This window comes from Stenotrophomonas sp. ATs4 (genome assembly GCF_051861585.1).
In the GTDB taxonomy this organism is placed as follows: domain Bacteria; phylum Pseudomonadota; class Gammaproteobacteria; order Xanthomonadales; family Xanthomonadaceae; genus Stenotrophomonas; species Stenotrophomonas maltophilia_AS.
This window is the reverse complement of sequence record NZ_JBLYPK010000001.1, coordinates 431,549-447,130: the sequence shown is the minus strand read 5'-3', so window position 1 is coordinate 447,130 and position 15,582 is coordinate 431,549. Positions and strand designations below refer to the sequence as shown.

Genomic DNA, 15,582 nt, shown 5'->3' with positions numbered 1-15,582 from the left:
CTCTACCAGAGCAGGCGGTACCCATCAGCAGTCATCCAGCCGGAACGCATCACGCAGCCATCGCAGCTGCGGCGGCTCGCCCGTGGCGTCGACTACATCAAAACGGCAGGGTGCATTGGCCAGCGCCGGGTTGTCCTGCAGGTACAGCTGCGCGGCGTGCGCCAGGCGTCGGCACTTGCGCACATCCACCGAAGCGGCGCCGCCACCGAAATCCGATCGCGCGCGATAACGCACTTCAACAAACACCACGGTGCCGGCATCGTCCATCACCAGGTCCAGTTCACCGCCGCGATAGCGCACGTTGCGCGCACGCGGCTGTAGTCCGGCCTGTTGCAGATGCTGCTCGGCGGCGGCTTCCACCGCCGAGCCACGTTGGCTGCGCTCAGCGACCACCGACGATCGGCATCGGCCGGCCGCCATTGAAGGTGGACCACGCCGGCTGGCGCAGGATATTGCCGTTGCTGTCCAGGAACAGGGTGCCGGTGGCACCGTCCAGGCCGCCCTCGTTGGACAGCTTGTCCAGATAGGCGGTGATCTTCCAGGCATCGGCGCCGAAGGCGAACAGACGGCCGGCCGCACCGCGTGCGCTGGGCAGGGTGCTGGCCACCTGGCTGGCCGACGGCAGGCCGGACACGCTGCGTACGTTCCAGGCTTCGTTCGGGTAGACGATGCCGTCCAGCGCCACGTCTTCTTCCACCTTGCCGCTGCCGACAGTCAGCTGCGAGGTGCCGACGCGGGTCGCGCCACCGGCACCGGCCAGCGCCAGTTGCGGCGCCAGCAGTCGAGCCTGCGGTGCACGCACGGCGAGGAACACGGCATCAACCTGGCCGGCATTGCGCACCTGCGCGCCGACATCGCCGACGGCTTCGCTGACATTGACCGTGGCCACCACCTGGCCGCCGCGCTGGGCGAAGCGCTGGGCGAAGGCGGCAGCGGCGCGGCGGCCGGTGTCGTCGCTGCTGTTGATCACCAGCGCCTTGCTGCGCTCGCGGCCACGCAGGTATTCGGCGGCAACGATGCCGTCGTCTTCCGGTGCCAGCGAGAAACCGGCGCTGCCGGCCGGCGGCGCATCCTTGCCACGGTTCAGTGCGAGCACCGGTACCTGCAGCTGCTGGCGGCCGTAGACCGCGTCCACTTCGTCGCGGCCCAGCGGGCCAACCACGAAGTCGGCACCGGAGGCGACGGCCTTGTCGTAGGCGGACAGGGCCCCGGCCGGGGTGCCGGCGGTGTCGATGAAATTGATGTCCGGGCGGCGGCGGCTTTCACCGTAGTAGGCGCTCAACAGGCCATCGCGCACCGGCTGTGCGGCGGTGGCCAGGCGGCCACTGAGCGGCAGCAGTACGGCCAGCTTGGCCGGCGGACGGTAGCCATCGCTCATGGCCGGCGGGCGCTTGCTGGTGTCGAACTGGGCGGCGCCATCACGATCGAACGGGCGCGGCAGCGGCAGGCCGCGCGCGATCAGTGCACGGCCGGCGAAGTTGTACAGCGGATCGTTGGCCGGCAGTGCGGCGGCACGGCTGCGCAGGGTGGCATCGTCGAGGGTGCCGAGCAGGCCGGCGATGGCGGCCTGGTTTTCGCTGCGTGCGCTGCCGGTCAGGCCGGCATGGGCACGGGCGCGTTCGGTGGCTGCGCCGAAGGCATCGCCGGTGGCCTGCAGAGCATTGGCGCGGGCAACGTACCAGCGTGTGCGCAGGCTCGGGTGCACGTTGTCGCCATGATCCTTCAGCAGGGCCAGCGCCTGCGCCGGCTGCTTGTCGGCCAGTGCCAGCTCGGCGCCGGTCAGCTGGTAACGCTGCAGGCTGGCGCCGTTCACCTGGCGGGCGGTCATCTGGCCCAGCAGGCTGCGCGCGCGTGCGCTGTCGCCGGCCAGATGCCAGGCCCAGGCGGCATCGGCCAGGGCGTTGCTGCGGGCGCCACCTTTCAGGGTTGCGGCCAGCGCTTCCAGCTGCAGTGCGGCGTCGCGCGGCTTGCCCTGTTCGATCAGCGCCAGCGCCTGGCTCTGGGCCGGCGAATCGGGCGTGCTGGTCAGGCTGGTGGTGGCACAACCGGCCAGCAGCATCAGCGACAACGACAGGGCGGAGATCCGTGCGGCGGGCTTGTTCATGATCAGGTCCATGCGATGAGGGCAGCGGCCTTGGCCGGGTACACGCTACGATTCTACCCTTGCCCCGTGAGTACCGCTGAAATGAGTGTCCCAACCCTGTACGTCGTCGCCACCCCGATCGGCAACTTGGCCGATCTGAGCCCGCGCGCGCAGGAGGTGCTGCGTTCGGTGGCGGCCATCTGTGCCGAAGACACCCGCCGCAGCGGCCAGTTGCTGTCCCATTTCGGCATCCAGCAGCCGCTGGTGGCCCTCCACGAACACAATGAAGAGGCCCTGGCCCAGCGCCTGGTCTCGCGCCTGCAGGCCGGCGAATCACTGGCGCTGGTCAGCGATGCCGGCACCCCGCTGGTCAGTGACCCCGGTTTCCGCCTGGTGCGTGCCGCGCGCGCGGCCGGCATCAAGGTCAGCCCGATTCCCGGCGCCTGTGCCGCCATCGCCGCGTTGAGCGTGGCGGGCCTGCCCAGCGACCGCTTCAGCTTCGAGGGCTTTCTGCCAGCCAAGGCCAGCGGCCGCCGCGACCGCCTGCAGGCGCTGGCCGGTGAAGTGCGCACGATGGTGTTCTACGAATCCTCGCACCGCATCACCGAGTCGCTGGCCGACATGGCGGCGATCTTCGGCGGCGAGCGCCCGGCGGTGCTGGCCCGCGAGCTGACCAAACTGTTCGAGACCGTGCTCGATGGCGACCTTGCCGGCCTGCTGGCGAAGGTGGAAGCCGACGACAACCAGCGCAAGGGCGAGTTCGTGGTGATGGTGCAGGGCGCCGGTGATGATGAGGAAGCGCAGCTGGCGCATGGCCGCCAGGTCTACGCGAAGTTGAGCGAGCACCTGCCGCCGTCGACCGCGGCCAAGCTGGCTGCCGAGCTGACCGGCGCACCGCGCAAGGCGTTGTACGGCGGGTAGCGCCGGGCCATGCCCGGCGAGCGCGTAACGCGGCGGATGGATCGTGCGGACCAAGGTCCGCACCCACCAAAGCGGTATGGTTTTCGCCGGCACTGTCCAGTGAATCGGTAGATCCACGCCATGCGTGGATGAAGACGTTCCGAAATGCAGGTAGATCCACGCCATGCGTGGATGGATGAACCGGACGCCGCGATCAGCACGGCAGGAAGGGCGTGCGTAGGCTAGAATATGCGCTGGCGGAGCCGGCCAGACAGTCGCGTCATCCCTTCGGGGGTGCCGAGGAAAGTCCGGGCTCCATAGGGCAAGGTGCCAGGTAACGCCTGGGCGGCGCAAGCCGACGGAAAGTGCAACAGAAAGATACCGCCTACGTCTTCTTCGGAAGGCCGGTAAGGGTGAAATGGTGCGGTAAGAGCGCACCGCGAGTCTGGCAACAGACCGGCACGGCAAACCCCACCTGGAGCAAGACCAAATAGGGATCCTTTGGCGCGGCCCGCGTTGGATCCGGGTAGGTTGCTTGAGCGTTGCGGTGACGTAACGCCTAGAGGAATGACTGTCCACGACAGAACCCGGCTTATCGGCCGGCTCCGCCCCTTCATTCCATCGACAGCCATCCACGCATGGCGTGGATCTACTGTTGCCGGCCAGCGGCCGGCACTACCCGGATGACGGCCGGGCTCAGCCCGGCGTGCGGTACTGCCCGGCGGAAATGAACTGCGAGAAGCGCTCGCACCACACCACCACGGTGGTGAACTCGTCCACGTCCACATCGGCCGGCACATCCACGAGGAAGCGGTTGAAGGTCTTGACCTCGCCGATACGCTGGGCCTTGTCCTTGATCTTCAGGAAGTCGGCCTTGTTGTCGACGAAGTCGTGGACCAGGTAGACCTTGTAGTCCGGGCCCGGGCCCATCTTCCCGTCGAAGGCGACCTGGCGGGCGCTGACGCTGACCTTGCCTTCGGCCCAATGCACCGCGTCACTGCCCTTCAGGTCGCGACGGAACGTGGTGCGGTAGGTGGCGTCGTTCATGGCAGCCTGCACCTGCGCGACCGGCGGGTCATCGGGGGCGATCAGGATCGGCAGGAAGTACACCCCCAGGCCGAAGCCAAGGCCAAGGGCGAGCAAGTGGGTGGCGGCAAGTACGAGAACGCGGCGCATGGGGCCTCCATGTGGATGTGGATCGCGCGGCATGGTGCCGGGCACGACCACCTTGGGAGGTTGCAGGCGGCATTTATAGACACAGTGCCAAACGCAAAAAGGGCACAGTGGGGTGACCGCAGCGGCGCAGGCCCTGTGGTGCGGGCGGAAAGGCGCCGCGTCGGAAAGCTGAATGAAGCTGTTGGCGGCCTTGGATCGCGGCAACGTGCTGCGGGTAGTGCCGGCCGCTGGCCGGCAGCTGCGTGACCCGCCCGAAGATCCGGAGGTTGCCGGCCAGCGGCCGGCACTACCCCACTGGGAAGGGATTCCGGCCAGCGGCCGGTATTACCCCGCTGGCGAGGGATTCCGGCCAATTGGCCGGCATGGCCGGGTCAGAAAATGACGTGACTCTGTCCGCTGGCTGCGCCCTGCGGGCCAAAGCGGCGCTCGTGGATCTGTCCGTGGCCATCGGCGTCGATCAGCAGCACGGTGCTGGCGCGGGTGCCGTAGTCGTCGCCGCGGATGAAGGCCGGGCTCAGCCAGCGCTCGCGTTCCAGGCCGATGCCGGTGTCGGGCAGGTCGCTGTCGGCGGGGCGATGTTCGTCGGCCAGGGCATTCCAGAGTGGGGTCAGCTCTGGGGTCAGATCCGTTTCGCTTTGCGAAAGGGATCTGACCCCGTCTTCCTGCAGCCAGGCTTCAAGGGCCGCCATCAGCCTGCGGGTCTTCGGCCACGGCGCATCCAGCGCACCGTTGGACATGCCGTGCACGCCCGGGCCCAGGCTCTGTCGCTCGGCGGGATGGTTGCCCAGGTACTCCAAGCTGTGGCCGTCGGACAGCAGCAGGTTGAACGGGGCGTAGGCACCGGCCACCCCCGCCAGCCGGTCGATATGCACGGCGGCCGGGTCGCGGCCGCGCAGGAAGTCGGCCACCAGTGCGCCGCGCGAGGGGCCGGTCTGTGCGGCCAGCGGATCGCGGACATTGGTGACCACGGCCATCCGGCCACTGGCACCCACGCCGGCCCAGCCACCGCCGGAGCGCAGGTCGCGCCCGCCGATGACGGAAGTCTCATCTTGCCAGGGGGCCAGCGCGGCCGTCGGGCGGGCGTGGAACTCATCACGGTTGCCGGTCATCACCAGCCGCCAGCGCGGGTGGTGCATCCAGCCAAGAGCGAGCAGGCACATGGCCTCATTGTGCACGGTTTGCGCAGTGTGGCGCCGCTTCCGGCCGGTTTTGGATGAATGCGCGGCCGATGTTTCACGCGCTGTCCACACCCCTGAACTTCCGTTCAATCTCAAAAAATGAGACGGATCAGCAACTTGTGGATAAGCCTTGAACAATTCTCTAAAGGTTGTTGCAAGCCATTGATGCGGCTGGCGATTTCCCCGCTGAAAAGTTGTTGACAACCTTCCGGCCGCTGCTAAGGTGGGCATCAGAGGGAAATCCGGGTGTTTTGTGGGTTTTCGTGGTTCAATGTTTCACCGGGCGAAGGATAGGTGCACGCGTCGTGTTCCAGGGCGAGACGGCCATCACAGTTGACGACAAAGGGCGCATGGCGGTTCCCACCGCTTACCGCGACCTCGTCGCGCGCGCCAGCAACAACCGTCTCGTGCTGACCTACAACCCGTTCGAAGCCGGCTGCCTGTGGCTGTACGCCGAGTCGGAATGGGAACGGGTCCGCGACGATGTGATGTCCAAGCCCAACACCCAGCGCGTCGTGCGCCTGTTGCAGCAGAAGCTGGTCGGTTCGGCCGCCCACCTCGAGCTGGACGGCAACGGTCGCATCAGCATCCCCGCCAGCCACCGCGGTGCGGTGGGCATTGAGAAGAAGGCGGTATTGCTCGGTATGGGCGACAAGTTCGAATTGTGGAGCGAGCAGGCGCATCGGGCCCTGATCCAGCAGACGTTGTCTGATGAGGATCTGGGTGATGGGTTGCTCGACCTGAAGTTGTGAGCCGGGGTGCCCGGATGCGCCCAGAAGCGCAGGCCGGTCACCTTCCGGTGTCGCAGTCGCCGGCGGTGCATCTGCCGGTCCTGTACACCCAGGTCCTTGAAGGCCTGAGGGTGATCGAAAACGGACGTTATCTGGATGGCACGTTCGGTCGTGGCGGTCATGCACGTGGCGTGCTCACCCAGCTCGGTCCCGAGGGGCGCCTGCTGGTCATGGACAAGGATCCAGAAGCCATCGCCGTAGCCGAGCGCGATTTCGCGCCGGACCCGCGCGTGTCCATCTTCCGCGGCAGCTTCGCCCAGCTGCTGCAGTGGGATGCGACGGCTGAAGGCCTGGACGGCGTGCTGTTCGACCTTGGCGTGTCGTCGCCGCAGCTGGACGTGGCCGAACGTGGCTTCAGCTTCGGCAAGGACGGCCCGCTGGACATGCGCATGGACCCGGACAGCGGTGAAAGTGCTGCGCAGTGGATCAACCGCGTCGAAGACCGCGAGATTGCCGATGTGCTGTGGACCTACGGCGAAGAGCGGCAGAGCCGGCGCATCGCCCGCGCCATCGTGGCCCGCCGCGAGAAGCAGCCGTTCACCCGCACCGCCGAGCTGGCCGAGCTGATCGCCTCGGTGATGCCGCGTGGCAAAGACAAGATCCATCCGGCCACGCGCAGCTTCCAGGCCATCCGCATCCACATCAACCGCGAGCTGGCCGATCTGGAAGCCGGGCTGGATGCGGCGGTGGAACGGCTCAAGCCCGGTGGTCGCCTGGCGGTGATCAGCTTCCACTCGCTGGAAGACCGCATCGTCAAGCAGTACATGAACCGTCTGGCCAAGGCGCCGCCGGCCAACCGCCGCCTGCCCGAGGCGGAGGTGTTCGTGCCGACGCTGGACCTGATCGGCGGCGCCATCAAGGCCACCGACGAAGAACTGGCTGCCAACCCGCGCGCCCGCAGCGCGGTGCTGCGTGTGGCCCAGAAGCGGGAGGCCGATGCATGAGCCGGCTGCTGCTGATCATCCTGTTGGCCTCCACCGTGGCCTCGGCGATCGGCGTCGTGTTCGTGCGTCACCGTCACCGGCAGACGTTCATCGAGCTGTCGCGCGCCGAGCGCAAGCGCGATGACATCAATCTGGAATTCGGTCGCCTGCAGCTGGAGCAGGCCACGCTGGCCGAAGCCAACCGCGTCGACCGCATCGCCCGCGAGAAGCTCGGCATGAAGTTCCCCGAGGCCGCCGACATCGTGGTGGTACGCCCATGAGCAAGACCGGCCGCAACCGCCCGCGCAACGCCTTCAACCTGCGCCAGCGCCTGCGCTGGGTCGCGTTGGCGCTTGGCCTGTGCTCGGTGTCGCTGGTCGGTCGCGCGGCCTACGTGCAGATCATCAACAGCGACTTCTACCAGCGCCAGGGCGAAGCTCGTTACCTGCGCGAGCTGCCGATCAAGACCTCGCGCGGCATGATCACCGACCGCAACGGCGAGCCGCTGGCGGTGTCCACCCCGGTTGCCTCGATCTGGGTCAATCCGCAGGACCTGCTGCGTTCGCCGGAGCGCATTCCAGAGCTGGCCCAGGCGGTCGGCATGTCGGTGGACGAGCTGAGCAGCCGCCTGTCGCAGAAGTCCGACAAAGAATTCATGTACCTGCGTCGCCGGATCAATCCGGATGAGGCAGAGAAGGTGGTCGCGCTGAAGATTCCGGGCGTGGCCGCGCAGCGCGAGTTCCGCCGCTTCTACCCGCAGGGTGAGGCGATGGCGCACGTGCTGGGCTTCACCAACATCGACGACCGTGGCCAGGAAGGCCTGGAGCTGGCGTTCGACGAGTGGCTGCGCGGCAAGGCCGGCGCCAAGCGCGTGATCCGCAACCGCAAGGGCGAGACCGTCGAGAGCGATCTGCTGCGTGCCGCCGAGCCGGGCAAGGACCTGACCCTCAGCATCGACCGCCGCATCCAGTACCTGGCCTTCAAGGAACTGCGCAACGCGCTGGTGGCCAACAAGGCGGCCGGCGGTTCGATGGTGATCATGGACGTGACCACCGGCGAGATCCTGGCGATGGTCAACCTGCCCACCTATAACCCGAATTCGGTGGGTGGTGCTGCCCCGGATACCCGCCGCAACCGTGCGGTGACCGACCTGGTCGAGCCGGGTTCGACGATGAAGCCGTTGACCATCGCCACCGCGCTGCAGTCCGGTGCGGTGACCAAGGACACCGTCATCGACACCAACCCGGGTTACATGACCCTGGGCCGTTTCACCATCCGCGACGTGCCGCGCAACAACGGCGTGTTGAACGTGACCGGCGTGATCACCCGCAGTTCGAACGTGGGCGCGGCCAAGGTCGCGGCGAAGATGCCGGACCAGGTGTTCTACGACGGCGTGCGCCGCTTCGGCTATGGCTCGGTACCGCACAGCGGTTTCCCGGGTGAGTCCGGTGGCGTGGTGTTGCGCCCGGCACGCTGGTCGGGCACCACCAAGACCACCATGTCCTACGGCTACGGCCTGAACGTCACCCCGCTGCAGATCGCTACTGCCTATTCGGCGCTGGCCAATGGCGGCAAGTTGATCGCACCGACCTTCGTCAAGGGCCAGCGCAACGAAGGCCAACAGATCATCGACGAGAACGTCGCCAAGCAGGTGGTGGCGATGATGGAAACCGTGGTCACCCAGGGCGGCGCCAAGCAGGCGGCGGTGCTGGGCTACCGCGTGGCCGGCAAGACCGGTACTGCGCGCAAGGCCGGCCCGGGTGGTTACGAGCGTGGCCACTACAACGCGCTGTTTGCCGGCGTGGTGCCCGCCACCAACCCGCGCTTCGCCACCGTCATCGTCATCAACGACCCACAGGCCGGCAAGTTCTACGGCGGCCTGGTGTCGGCGCCGGTCTATCACAACGTGATGGAAGGCACCCTGCGCCTGATGGACGTGCCGCTGGACGACCTGCAGTCGTGGTTGGCCGCACAGCAGTCCGGCAAGGTCGGCCATTCGGCCTCGATCCTGCCCGCGCCGCCGGCCGAGGCCGCGCTGCCGGTCGACGCCGCCGCTGAATTCGATGCCGCGCTGCCCAGCGCGCATGCCCAGACGCCACCCGCTACGGGAGGCACGCAATGAGTCCTTCGATGTTGCTTTCGCAGTTGCTTCCGGACGTTGCTCTTGCAGGGCACGACCCCGTTCTGACCGGCCTGGTGCTGGACAGCCGCGCCGTGCGCCCCGGCAATGCCTTCGTCGCCATCGCCGGTTTCGGCGCGCATGGCCTGGGCTTTGTCGAGCAGGCCCGTGCGGCGGGCGCCGGTGCCATCCTGTTCGAACCGCCGGCACCTGCCGAACTGCCGGCACCGGGCGATGCGATCGCCGTGCCGGGGCTGCGCGCGCGCATGGGTGCGATGGCCGACCAGTTCCATGGCGCACCGTCGCGGGCGATGGCGATGGTGGGCGTGACCGGCACCAACGGCAAGACCTCCACCGTGCAGCTGCTGGCCCAGGCCTGGCACCTGCTCGGAACGCCCAGTGGCAGTATCGGCACGTTGGGCGCCGGACTTTATGGTTCGGTTGAGCCGACCGGTTTCACCACGCCGCTGGTGCTGCAGATGCATGCGCTGCTGGCGCAGCTGCGCGACGCCGGTGCGCGCGCGGTGGCGATGGAAGTCAGCTCGCACGCGCTGGACCAGGGCCGCGTGGATGCCGTGCACTACGACGTGGCGGTGTTCACCAACCTCACCCGCGACCATCTGGATTACCACGGCGACATGGCCAGCTACGGCGCGGCCAAGGCGCGGTTGTTCCATCGTCCGGGCCTGAAGGCCGCGGTGATCAATCTTGACGACGCCTTCGGTCGCCAGCTGTTCGCCGGCTTGCCGGCGGGCGTGCAGGCCATCGGCCTGAGCTCGCGCGGTGCCACCGACGCCAGCGTGCGTGCCGAAGCGCTGCAGCTGGACGGGCGTGGCATTGCCTTCGAGCTGGTCATCGACGGCCAGCGCGCGGCGGTGCAGTCACCGCTGCTGGGCCGCTTCAACGTGGACAACCTGCTGGCCGTGGCCGGCACCCTGCACGCGCAGGGCCAGCCGCTGCCGCGCATCGCCGAAGTGCTGTCGGCACTGCAGCCGATCCGTGGCCGCATGAACCGCCTGGGCGGCGAAGACGGCCTGCCGACCGTGGTGGTCGATTACGCACACACCCCGGACGCGCTGGAACAGGCGCTGGACAGCCTGCATGGCCACCTGCACGGCGCGCTGTTCTGCGTGTTCGGCTGCGGTGGCGAGCGCGATACCGGCAAGCGCCCGCAGATGGCAGCGATCGCCGAGCGCCTGGCCAACCAGGTCATCGTCACCGACGACAACCCGCGTGGCGAGGATGGCGACGTGATCGTGGCCGACATCCTGGCCGGATTCACCGATGCTTCCGCCGTGACCGTGCAGCGCAGCCGCGCGCGTGCGATCGGCCTGGCGGTGAAGCGTGCCGGTGCCGGCGACATCATCCTGATTGCTGGCAAGGGTCACGAGCCGTACCAGGAAGTGAATGGTGTGCGCCATGACTTTGACGACACCGAAGTGGCCGCCGCTGCACTGGCGGCCAAGGCCGGTGTGTTGGCCGCGCAGGCCGGGGAGGGCGCGGCATGAAGCGCACCCTGCTTTCGCTGATCGCACACTGGGCCGGCGGTGAGATCCACGGCGACGACGTGGCCATCGATGCGGTCAGCAATGACACCCGCAACCTCGGCCCGGGCAGCCTGTATGTGGCGCTGCGCGGCGAGCGTTTCGACGGGCATGACTTCGCCGCCGACGCGCAGGCGCGCGGTGCCAGTGCGCTGCTGGTCGAGCGCCTGCTGCCGATCGACCTGCCGCAGGTGCTGGTGGCCGACAGCGAGCTGGCACTGGCGAAGATCGCCACCGGCATGCAGCGCGACCGCGGCACCGAGGTGTTCGCGATCACCGGCAGCAACGGCAAGACCAGCGTGAAGAGCCTGCTGCTGTCGATCCTGCAGCAAGTGGCCCAGCACGCGCACAAGGTGGTCTACGCCAACCCGGGCAACCGCAACAACGAGATCGGCCTGCCGCTGGCAGTGATCGATGCGCCGGAAGATGCCGACTACGCCGTCTATGAGATGGGCGCGGGCAAGCCGGGCGACATCGCCTACCTGACCGACATCGCCCGCCCGCACTATGCGCTGGTCAACAACATCGCCCCGGCGCACCTGGAACGCATGGGCAGCCTGCTCGGCGTGGCGGTGACCAAGGGCGCGATCTATGCCGCGCTGCCGGCCGATGGCGTGGCCGTGATCAATGTGGACGATGCCTACGGCCGCTGGTTCGAACAGCACTTCGTCGGCACCCCGGCACGCTGCCGCGTACTGCGCTATGGCCTGGAACATACGGCGGACGTGACCGCGCGCGACATCCGTGCCGGCGCGCAGGGCAGCCAGTTCACCCTGGTTGCCCCGACCGGCGAAGCCCGCGTGGTGCTGGGCCTGCCCGGCCGCCACAACGTCAGCAATGCGCTGGCTGCGGCCAGCCTGGCGCTGGCTGCCGGTGTCGATCTGGCGCTGATCGCGGCTGGCCTGGCCGAGGCGCAGCCGGTGCCGGGTCGCCAGATCGCCCATCAGCTGCGCAATGGCGCGGTGCTGGTGGACGACAGCTACAACGCCAACCCCGGTTCGCTGGCTGCGGCCATCGAGGCATTGGCCGCTGCGCCGGAAGACGGCTGGCTGGTGCTGGGCGACATGCGCGAGCTGGGTCCGGACGCCGAAGCGCTGCATGCGCAGGCCGGCATCCGCGCGCGCGCCGCCGGCCTCAAGCGCCTGTATGCACTGGGTCCGCTCAGCGCCGCTGCCGCCACCGCCTTCGGCGAAGGCGGCCGTCATTTCGCCACCCATGACGCGCTGTCGCAGGCGCTGAAGGACGAGCTGCACGCCGGCGTGCGCTGCCTGGTCAAGGGTTCCCGTGGCAGCGCCATGGACACGATTGTCAAAGCGCTGCTGGCGCAAGGAGAGGAATCCCCGCATGTTGTATGAACTGGCTCGATGGTTGCAGCAGTTGGAGAGCCTGTTCGGGCTGTTCAACTACCAGACGTTCCGCGCCATCCTTGCCGCGTTGACGGCCCTGTTCCTGTCGCTGTGGCTTGGCCCGGCGATGATCCGCAAGCTCGCCCAGTTCAAGGGCGGCCAGCCGATCCGCAAGGACGGTCCGCAGACCCATTTCTCCAAGGCCGGCACGCCGACCATGGGCGGTTCGCTGATCCTGCTCACCATCACCCTGTCGGTGCTGATGTGGGCCGACCTGCGCAACCGCTACGTGTGGCTGGTGCTGGCGGTGATGCTGTGCTTCGGCGCCATCGGCTGGTACGACGACTGGATCAAGATCGTCCGCCGCGACCCGAACGGCCTGAAGTCGCGCTGGAAGTACCTGCTGCAGTCGATCTTCGGCCTGGCTGCGGGCCTGTTCCTGTTCTACACCGCCGACGTACCGGCGGCGCTGACCTTCTACATTCCGATGTTCAAGTCGGTGGCGCTGCCGCTGGCCGGCATTGGCTTTGTAACCATCGCCTACTTCTGGATCGTCGGCTTCTCCAACGCGGTGAACCTGACCGACGGCCTGGATGGCCTGGCGATCATGCCAACGGTGTTGGTGGCCTGCGCGCTGGGCGTGTTTGCATATGCCTCGGGCAACGTGGTGTTCGCCAACTACCTGCAGATCCCGCAGATTCCGGGCGCCGGTGAGCTGGTCATCATCTGCGCGGCCATTGCCGGTGCGGGCCTGGGCTTCCTCTGGTTCAACACCTATCCGGCCATGGTCTTCATGGGCGATATCGGTGCACTGGCGCTGGGTGCGGTGCTGGGCACGATCGCGGTGATCACCCGCCAGGAGCTGGTGCTGGTGATCATGGGTGGCGTGTTCGTCATCGAAACGCTGTCGGTGATGATCCAGGTCGCTTCGTTCAAGCTGACCGGCAAGCGTGTGTTCCGCATGGCGCCGATCCACCACCATTTCGAACTGAAGGGCTGGCCGGAGCCGCGCGTGATCGTGCGCTTCTGGATCATCTCCGTCGTGCTCGTGCTGATCGGCCTGGCCACGTTGAAGGTGCGCTGAGATGAACGACCTGTCCCGCCAGGCAACACGCCTTGAAGCCATCGAAGGCAGCTACGACAAGTGGCTGCTGGGCGCGATCATCGCGCTCACGGGCATCGGCGTGGTGATGGTGGCGTCCAGTTCGATCGCTCTGATGAGCAGCCCGTTCTACTACCTCAACCGCCACCTGATCTTCCTGGCGGTGGGCATCGTACTGGCGGTCCTTGCCGCCCGCACCGAGCTGAAGTCCATCGAGCAGTACAACCAGATGCTGCTGCTGGGTTGCTTCGTGCTGCTGCTGGCGGTGTTCGCACCGGGCCTGGGCAGCACGGTCAACGGCGCGCGCCGCTGGATCAACCTCGGCATCTCCAAGTTCCAGACGGTGGAGGCGGTGAAGGTGCTGTACATCGTCTGGCTGTCCAGCTACCTGGTGCGCTTCCGCGACGAAGTCAACGCCACCTGGCCGGCAATGCTCAAGCCGTTGGGCGTGGCCGGTGCGCTGGTGCTGCTGCTGCTGCTGCAGCCGGACTTCGGCTCGTCGACGCTGCTGCTGGCGATCACCGCCGGCATGCTGGTGCTGGGCGGGGTGAACATGCCGCGCATGTCGATGCCGGTGATCATCGGCCTGGTCGGCATGAGCGCGCTGGCGATCATCGAGCCGTACCGCATGCGCCGCATCACCTCCTTCCTGGACCCGTGGGCCGACCAGCAGGGCGACGGCTACCAGCTGTCCAACGCGCTGATGGCGGTGGGTCGTGGCGAATGGACCGGCGTCGGCCTGGGCAACTCGGTGCAGAAGCTGTACTACCTGCCCGAAGCGCACACCGACTTCATCTTCTCGGTTACCGCCGAGGAATTCGGCTTCCTGGGTACCTGCGTGATCGTGGCGCTGTACGCGCTGCTGGTCGGTCGCACCTTTTGGCTGGGCATGCGCTGCGTGGAAATGAAGCGCCACTTCTCCGGCTATATCGCCTTCGGCATCGGCCTGTGGATCAGCATGCAGACCTTCGTCTCGATCGGCGTGAACCTGGGCATCCTGCCGACCAAGGGCCTGACCCTGCCGCTGATCTCCTCCGGCGGTTCGTCGGTGCTGATGACCTGCGTGGCGATGGGCCTGCTGCTGCGCGTGTCCTATGAACTCAAGCGTGCCGAGCGCCGCCAGGCAGTGCGCATCGGCGGTGGCGACGAGGCCGTGGCCGATGCACCTGTGGACGCGCCGGCCGCACCGGCTGCGGCCAGCGTGCCGATGAGTGCCGAGCCAGTGGCCGCCGCAGGTCCGGCCGCCGCACGCGGTACCAGCCGCCTGCAGTCACGCATCGAACCGACCTTCGGGAGGCTGTCATGAGCGCAGCCACCGATAACGTGCGCCCGGTGATGATCCTGGCTGGTGGTACCGGCGGGCACATCTTCCCCGGCCTGGCCGTTGCCCGCGTGCTGCGCGAGCGTGGCGTGCCGGTCACCTGGATGGGCGCCGACGGCGCGATGGAAACCCGCCTGGTGCCGCAGCACGATATCGCCATCGACACCCTGGCCATCACCGGCCTGCGCGGCAAGGGCAAGCTGGCCCTGCTGGGCGCGCCGTGGCGGTTGATGCGTGCGCTGCGTGCGGCCGGCATGATCATCCGCAAGCGCCAGCCGTGTGCGGTGGTCGCCTTCGGTGGATTCGCTTCCGGCCCCGGTGGCATGGCCACGCGCCTGCATGGCCTGCCGTTGATCGTGCACGAGCAGAACCGTGCGCCGGGCATGACCAACCGCATCCTGTCGCGCTATGCGCGCCGGCTGCTGACCGGCTTCCCGGGCACCTTCGCCAAGGGCGAGGAGTTCGTCGGCAATCCGGTGCGTGCGGAAATCGCTGCAATCGCGCCGCCGGAGCAGCGTTTCGCCGAACGCCAGGGGCCGCTGCGTGTGCTGGTGGTCGGTGGCAGCCAGGGTGCACGTGCACTCAATACCGGCATGCCTCAGGCCATTGCCGCGCTGGGCGCCGACGTACCCGTGCAGGTGCGCCACCAGAGTGGCGAGAAGATGCATGCCGAAGCGGTCGAGGCCTATGCCAAGGCCGGTGTGCAGGCTGAAATCACCCCGTTCATCGCCAACATGGCCGAGGCCTTCGCCTGGGCCGATCTGGTGGTGTGCCGCGCGGGCGCTTCGACGCTGGCCGAGCTGTGCGCGGTCGGTGTCGGCAGTGTGCTGGTGCCATTCCCCGCTGCCGTCGACGATCACCAGACCCGCAATGCGGAATACCTGGTCGAGCGCGGCGCGGCGGTTTTGCTGAAGCAGGACGGAACGCTGGCCGACGGCATTGCCGCACTGCTGCGCGATCTGTCCGAAAATCCCGCCCGCCGCATGCAGATGGCGCAAGCCGCGCGTGCCCTGGCCAAGGTCGATGCCGCCGAACGCATCGCCGATATCATTCTCGAGGAAGCTGTATGAAGAAGGCATGCCACCGCGCCTGCCCTGCG

At 67.7% G+C, this 15,582-nt stretch carries 14 protein-coding genes and 1 other RNA gene; 11 read left to right on the top strand and 4 right to left on the bottom strand.

Going from position 1 to position 15,582, the window contains the following annotated elements; genetic code table 11:
- Positions 1-24 precede the first annotated feature (24 nt).
- Both ABR323_RS02215 and ABR323_RS02210 read right to left on the bottom strand, forming a co-directional pair.
- Positions 25-393, bottom strand: coding sequence for a YraN family protein (locus tag ABR323_RS02215; RefSeq protein ID WP_024957270.1), 369 nt, complete (start codon positions 391-393; stop codon positions 25-27).
- Entirely contained in the window at positions 383-2,104 is a 1,722-nt protein-coding gene (locus tag ABR323_RS02210; protein ID WP_439448028.1) for a penicillin-binding protein activator, read from the bottom strand. The genes ABR323_RS02215 and ABR323_RS02210 overlap by 11 nt, the downstream gene beginning before the upstream one ends.
- 81 nt (positions 2,105-2,185) lie before the next feature.
- Here ABR323_RS02210 and rsmI point away from each other — a divergent pair, with 81 nt between their 5' ends.
- Together rsmI and rnpB are read left to right on the top strand one after the other, a co-directional pair.
- Positions 2,186-3,004, top strand: a complete 819-nt coding sequence (gene rsmI / locus ABR323_RS02205; protein WP_439448027.1) for a 16S rRNA (cytidine(1402)-2'-O)-methyltransferase — start codon at positions 2,186-2,188, stop codon at positions 3,002-3,004.
- A 238-nt stretch (positions 3,005-3,242) separates the two neighbouring features.
- Positions 3,243-3,594, top strand: an RNA gene (rnpB, locus tag ABR323_RS02200) — RNase P RNA component class A.
- 85 nt (positions 3,595-3,679) lie between these two features.
- Here the strand turns inward: rnpB and ABR323_RS02195 are convergent.
- Together ABR323_RS02195 and ABR323_RS02190 are read right to left on the bottom strand one after the other, a co-directional pair.
- Positions 3,680-4,159: a DM13 domain-containing protein gene (locus ABR323_RS02195; protein WP_439448026.1), complete on the bottom strand. Its 480-nt coding sequence runs from the start codon at positions 4,157-4,159 to the stop codon at positions 3,680-3,682.
- 371 nt (positions 4,160-4,530) lie between these two features.
- Entirely contained in the window at positions 4,531-5,319 is a 789-nt protein-coding gene (locus ABR323_RS02190) for an NRDE family protein (RefSeq protein WP_439448025.1), read from the bottom strand.
- Positions 5,320-5,642: 323 nt separating this feature from the next.
- Between ABR323_RS02190 and mraZ the strand changes: the two genes are divergently transcribed.
- Genes mraZ through murG form a run of 9 tightly spaced genes read left to right on the top strand, consistent with a single transcriptional unit; the run spans position 5,643 to position 15,553 of the window.
- Positions 5,643-6,089 carry a division/cell wall cluster transcriptional repressor MraZ gene (gene mraZ, locus ABR323_RS02185; protein WP_004143635.1) on the top strand — a complete coding sequence of 149 codons (447 nt, stop codon included), beginning with the start codon at positions 5,643-5,645 and terminating at the stop codon, positions 6,087-6,089.
- A gap of 14 nt (positions 6,090-6,103) precedes the next feature.
- Entirely contained in the window at positions 6,104-7,072 is a 969-nt protein-coding gene (gene rsmH, locus ABR323_RS02180) for a 16S rRNA (cytosine(1402)-N(4))-methyltransferase RsmH (protein ID WP_046982696.1), read from the top strand.
- Positions 7,069-7,332, top strand: coding sequence for a cell division protein FtsL (gene ftsL / locus ABR323_RS02175; protein WP_005412242.1), 264 nt, complete (start codon positions 7,069-7,071; stop codon positions 7,330-7,332). The genes rsmH and ftsL overlap by 4 nt, the downstream gene beginning before the upstream one ends.
- On the top strand, positions 7,329-9,173 hold the full coding sequence (locus ABR323_RS02170) for a peptidoglycan D,D-transpeptidase FtsI family protein (protein WP_439448024.1): 1,845 nt from the start codon (positions 7,329-7,331) through the stop codon (positions 9,171-9,173). The genes ftsL and ABR323_RS02170 overlap by 4 nt, the downstream gene beginning before the upstream one ends.
- Positions 9,170-10,678: a UDP-N-acetylmuramoyl-L-alanyl-D-glutamate--2,6-diaminopimelate ligase gene (locus ABR323_RS02165; protein WP_439448023.1), complete on the top strand. Its 1,509-nt coding sequence runs from the start codon at positions 9,170-9,172 to the stop codon at positions 10,676-10,678. The genes ABR323_RS02170 and ABR323_RS02165 overlap by 4 nt, the downstream gene beginning before the upstream one ends.
- Entirely contained in the window at positions 10,675-12,069 is a 1,395-nt protein-coding gene (locus tag ABR323_RS02160; protein ID WP_439448022.1) for a UDP-N-acetylmuramoyl-tripeptide--D-alanyl-D-alanine ligase, read from the top strand. Before ABR323_RS02165 ends, ABR323_RS02160 begins: the two co-directional genes overlap by 4 nt.
- Entirely contained in the window at positions 12,059-13,144 is a 1,086-nt protein-coding gene (gene mraY, locus ABR323_RS02155) for a phospho-N-acetylmuramoyl-pentapeptide-transferase (protein ID WP_004143659.1), read from the top strand. The genes ABR323_RS02160 and mraY overlap by 11 nt, the downstream gene beginning before the upstream one ends.
- A 1-nt stretch (position 13,145) precedes the next feature.
- Positions 13,146-14,468 (top strand): putative lipid II flippase FtsW, encoded by a 1,323-nt coding sequence (gene ftsW / locus ABR323_RS02150; protein ID WP_135272314.1) that lies wholly within the window; start codon positions 13,146-13,148, stop codon positions 14,466-14,468.
- Positions 14,465-15,553: an undecaprenyldiphospho-muramoylpentapeptide beta-N-acetylglucosaminyltransferase gene (gene murG, locus ABR323_RS02145; RefSeq protein ID WP_439448021.1), complete on the top strand. Its 1,089-nt coding sequence runs from the start codon at positions 14,465-14,467 to the stop codon at positions 15,551-15,553. The genes ftsW and murG overlap by 4 nt, the downstream gene beginning before the upstream one ends.
- Positions 15,554-15,582: the final 29 nt, after the last annotated feature.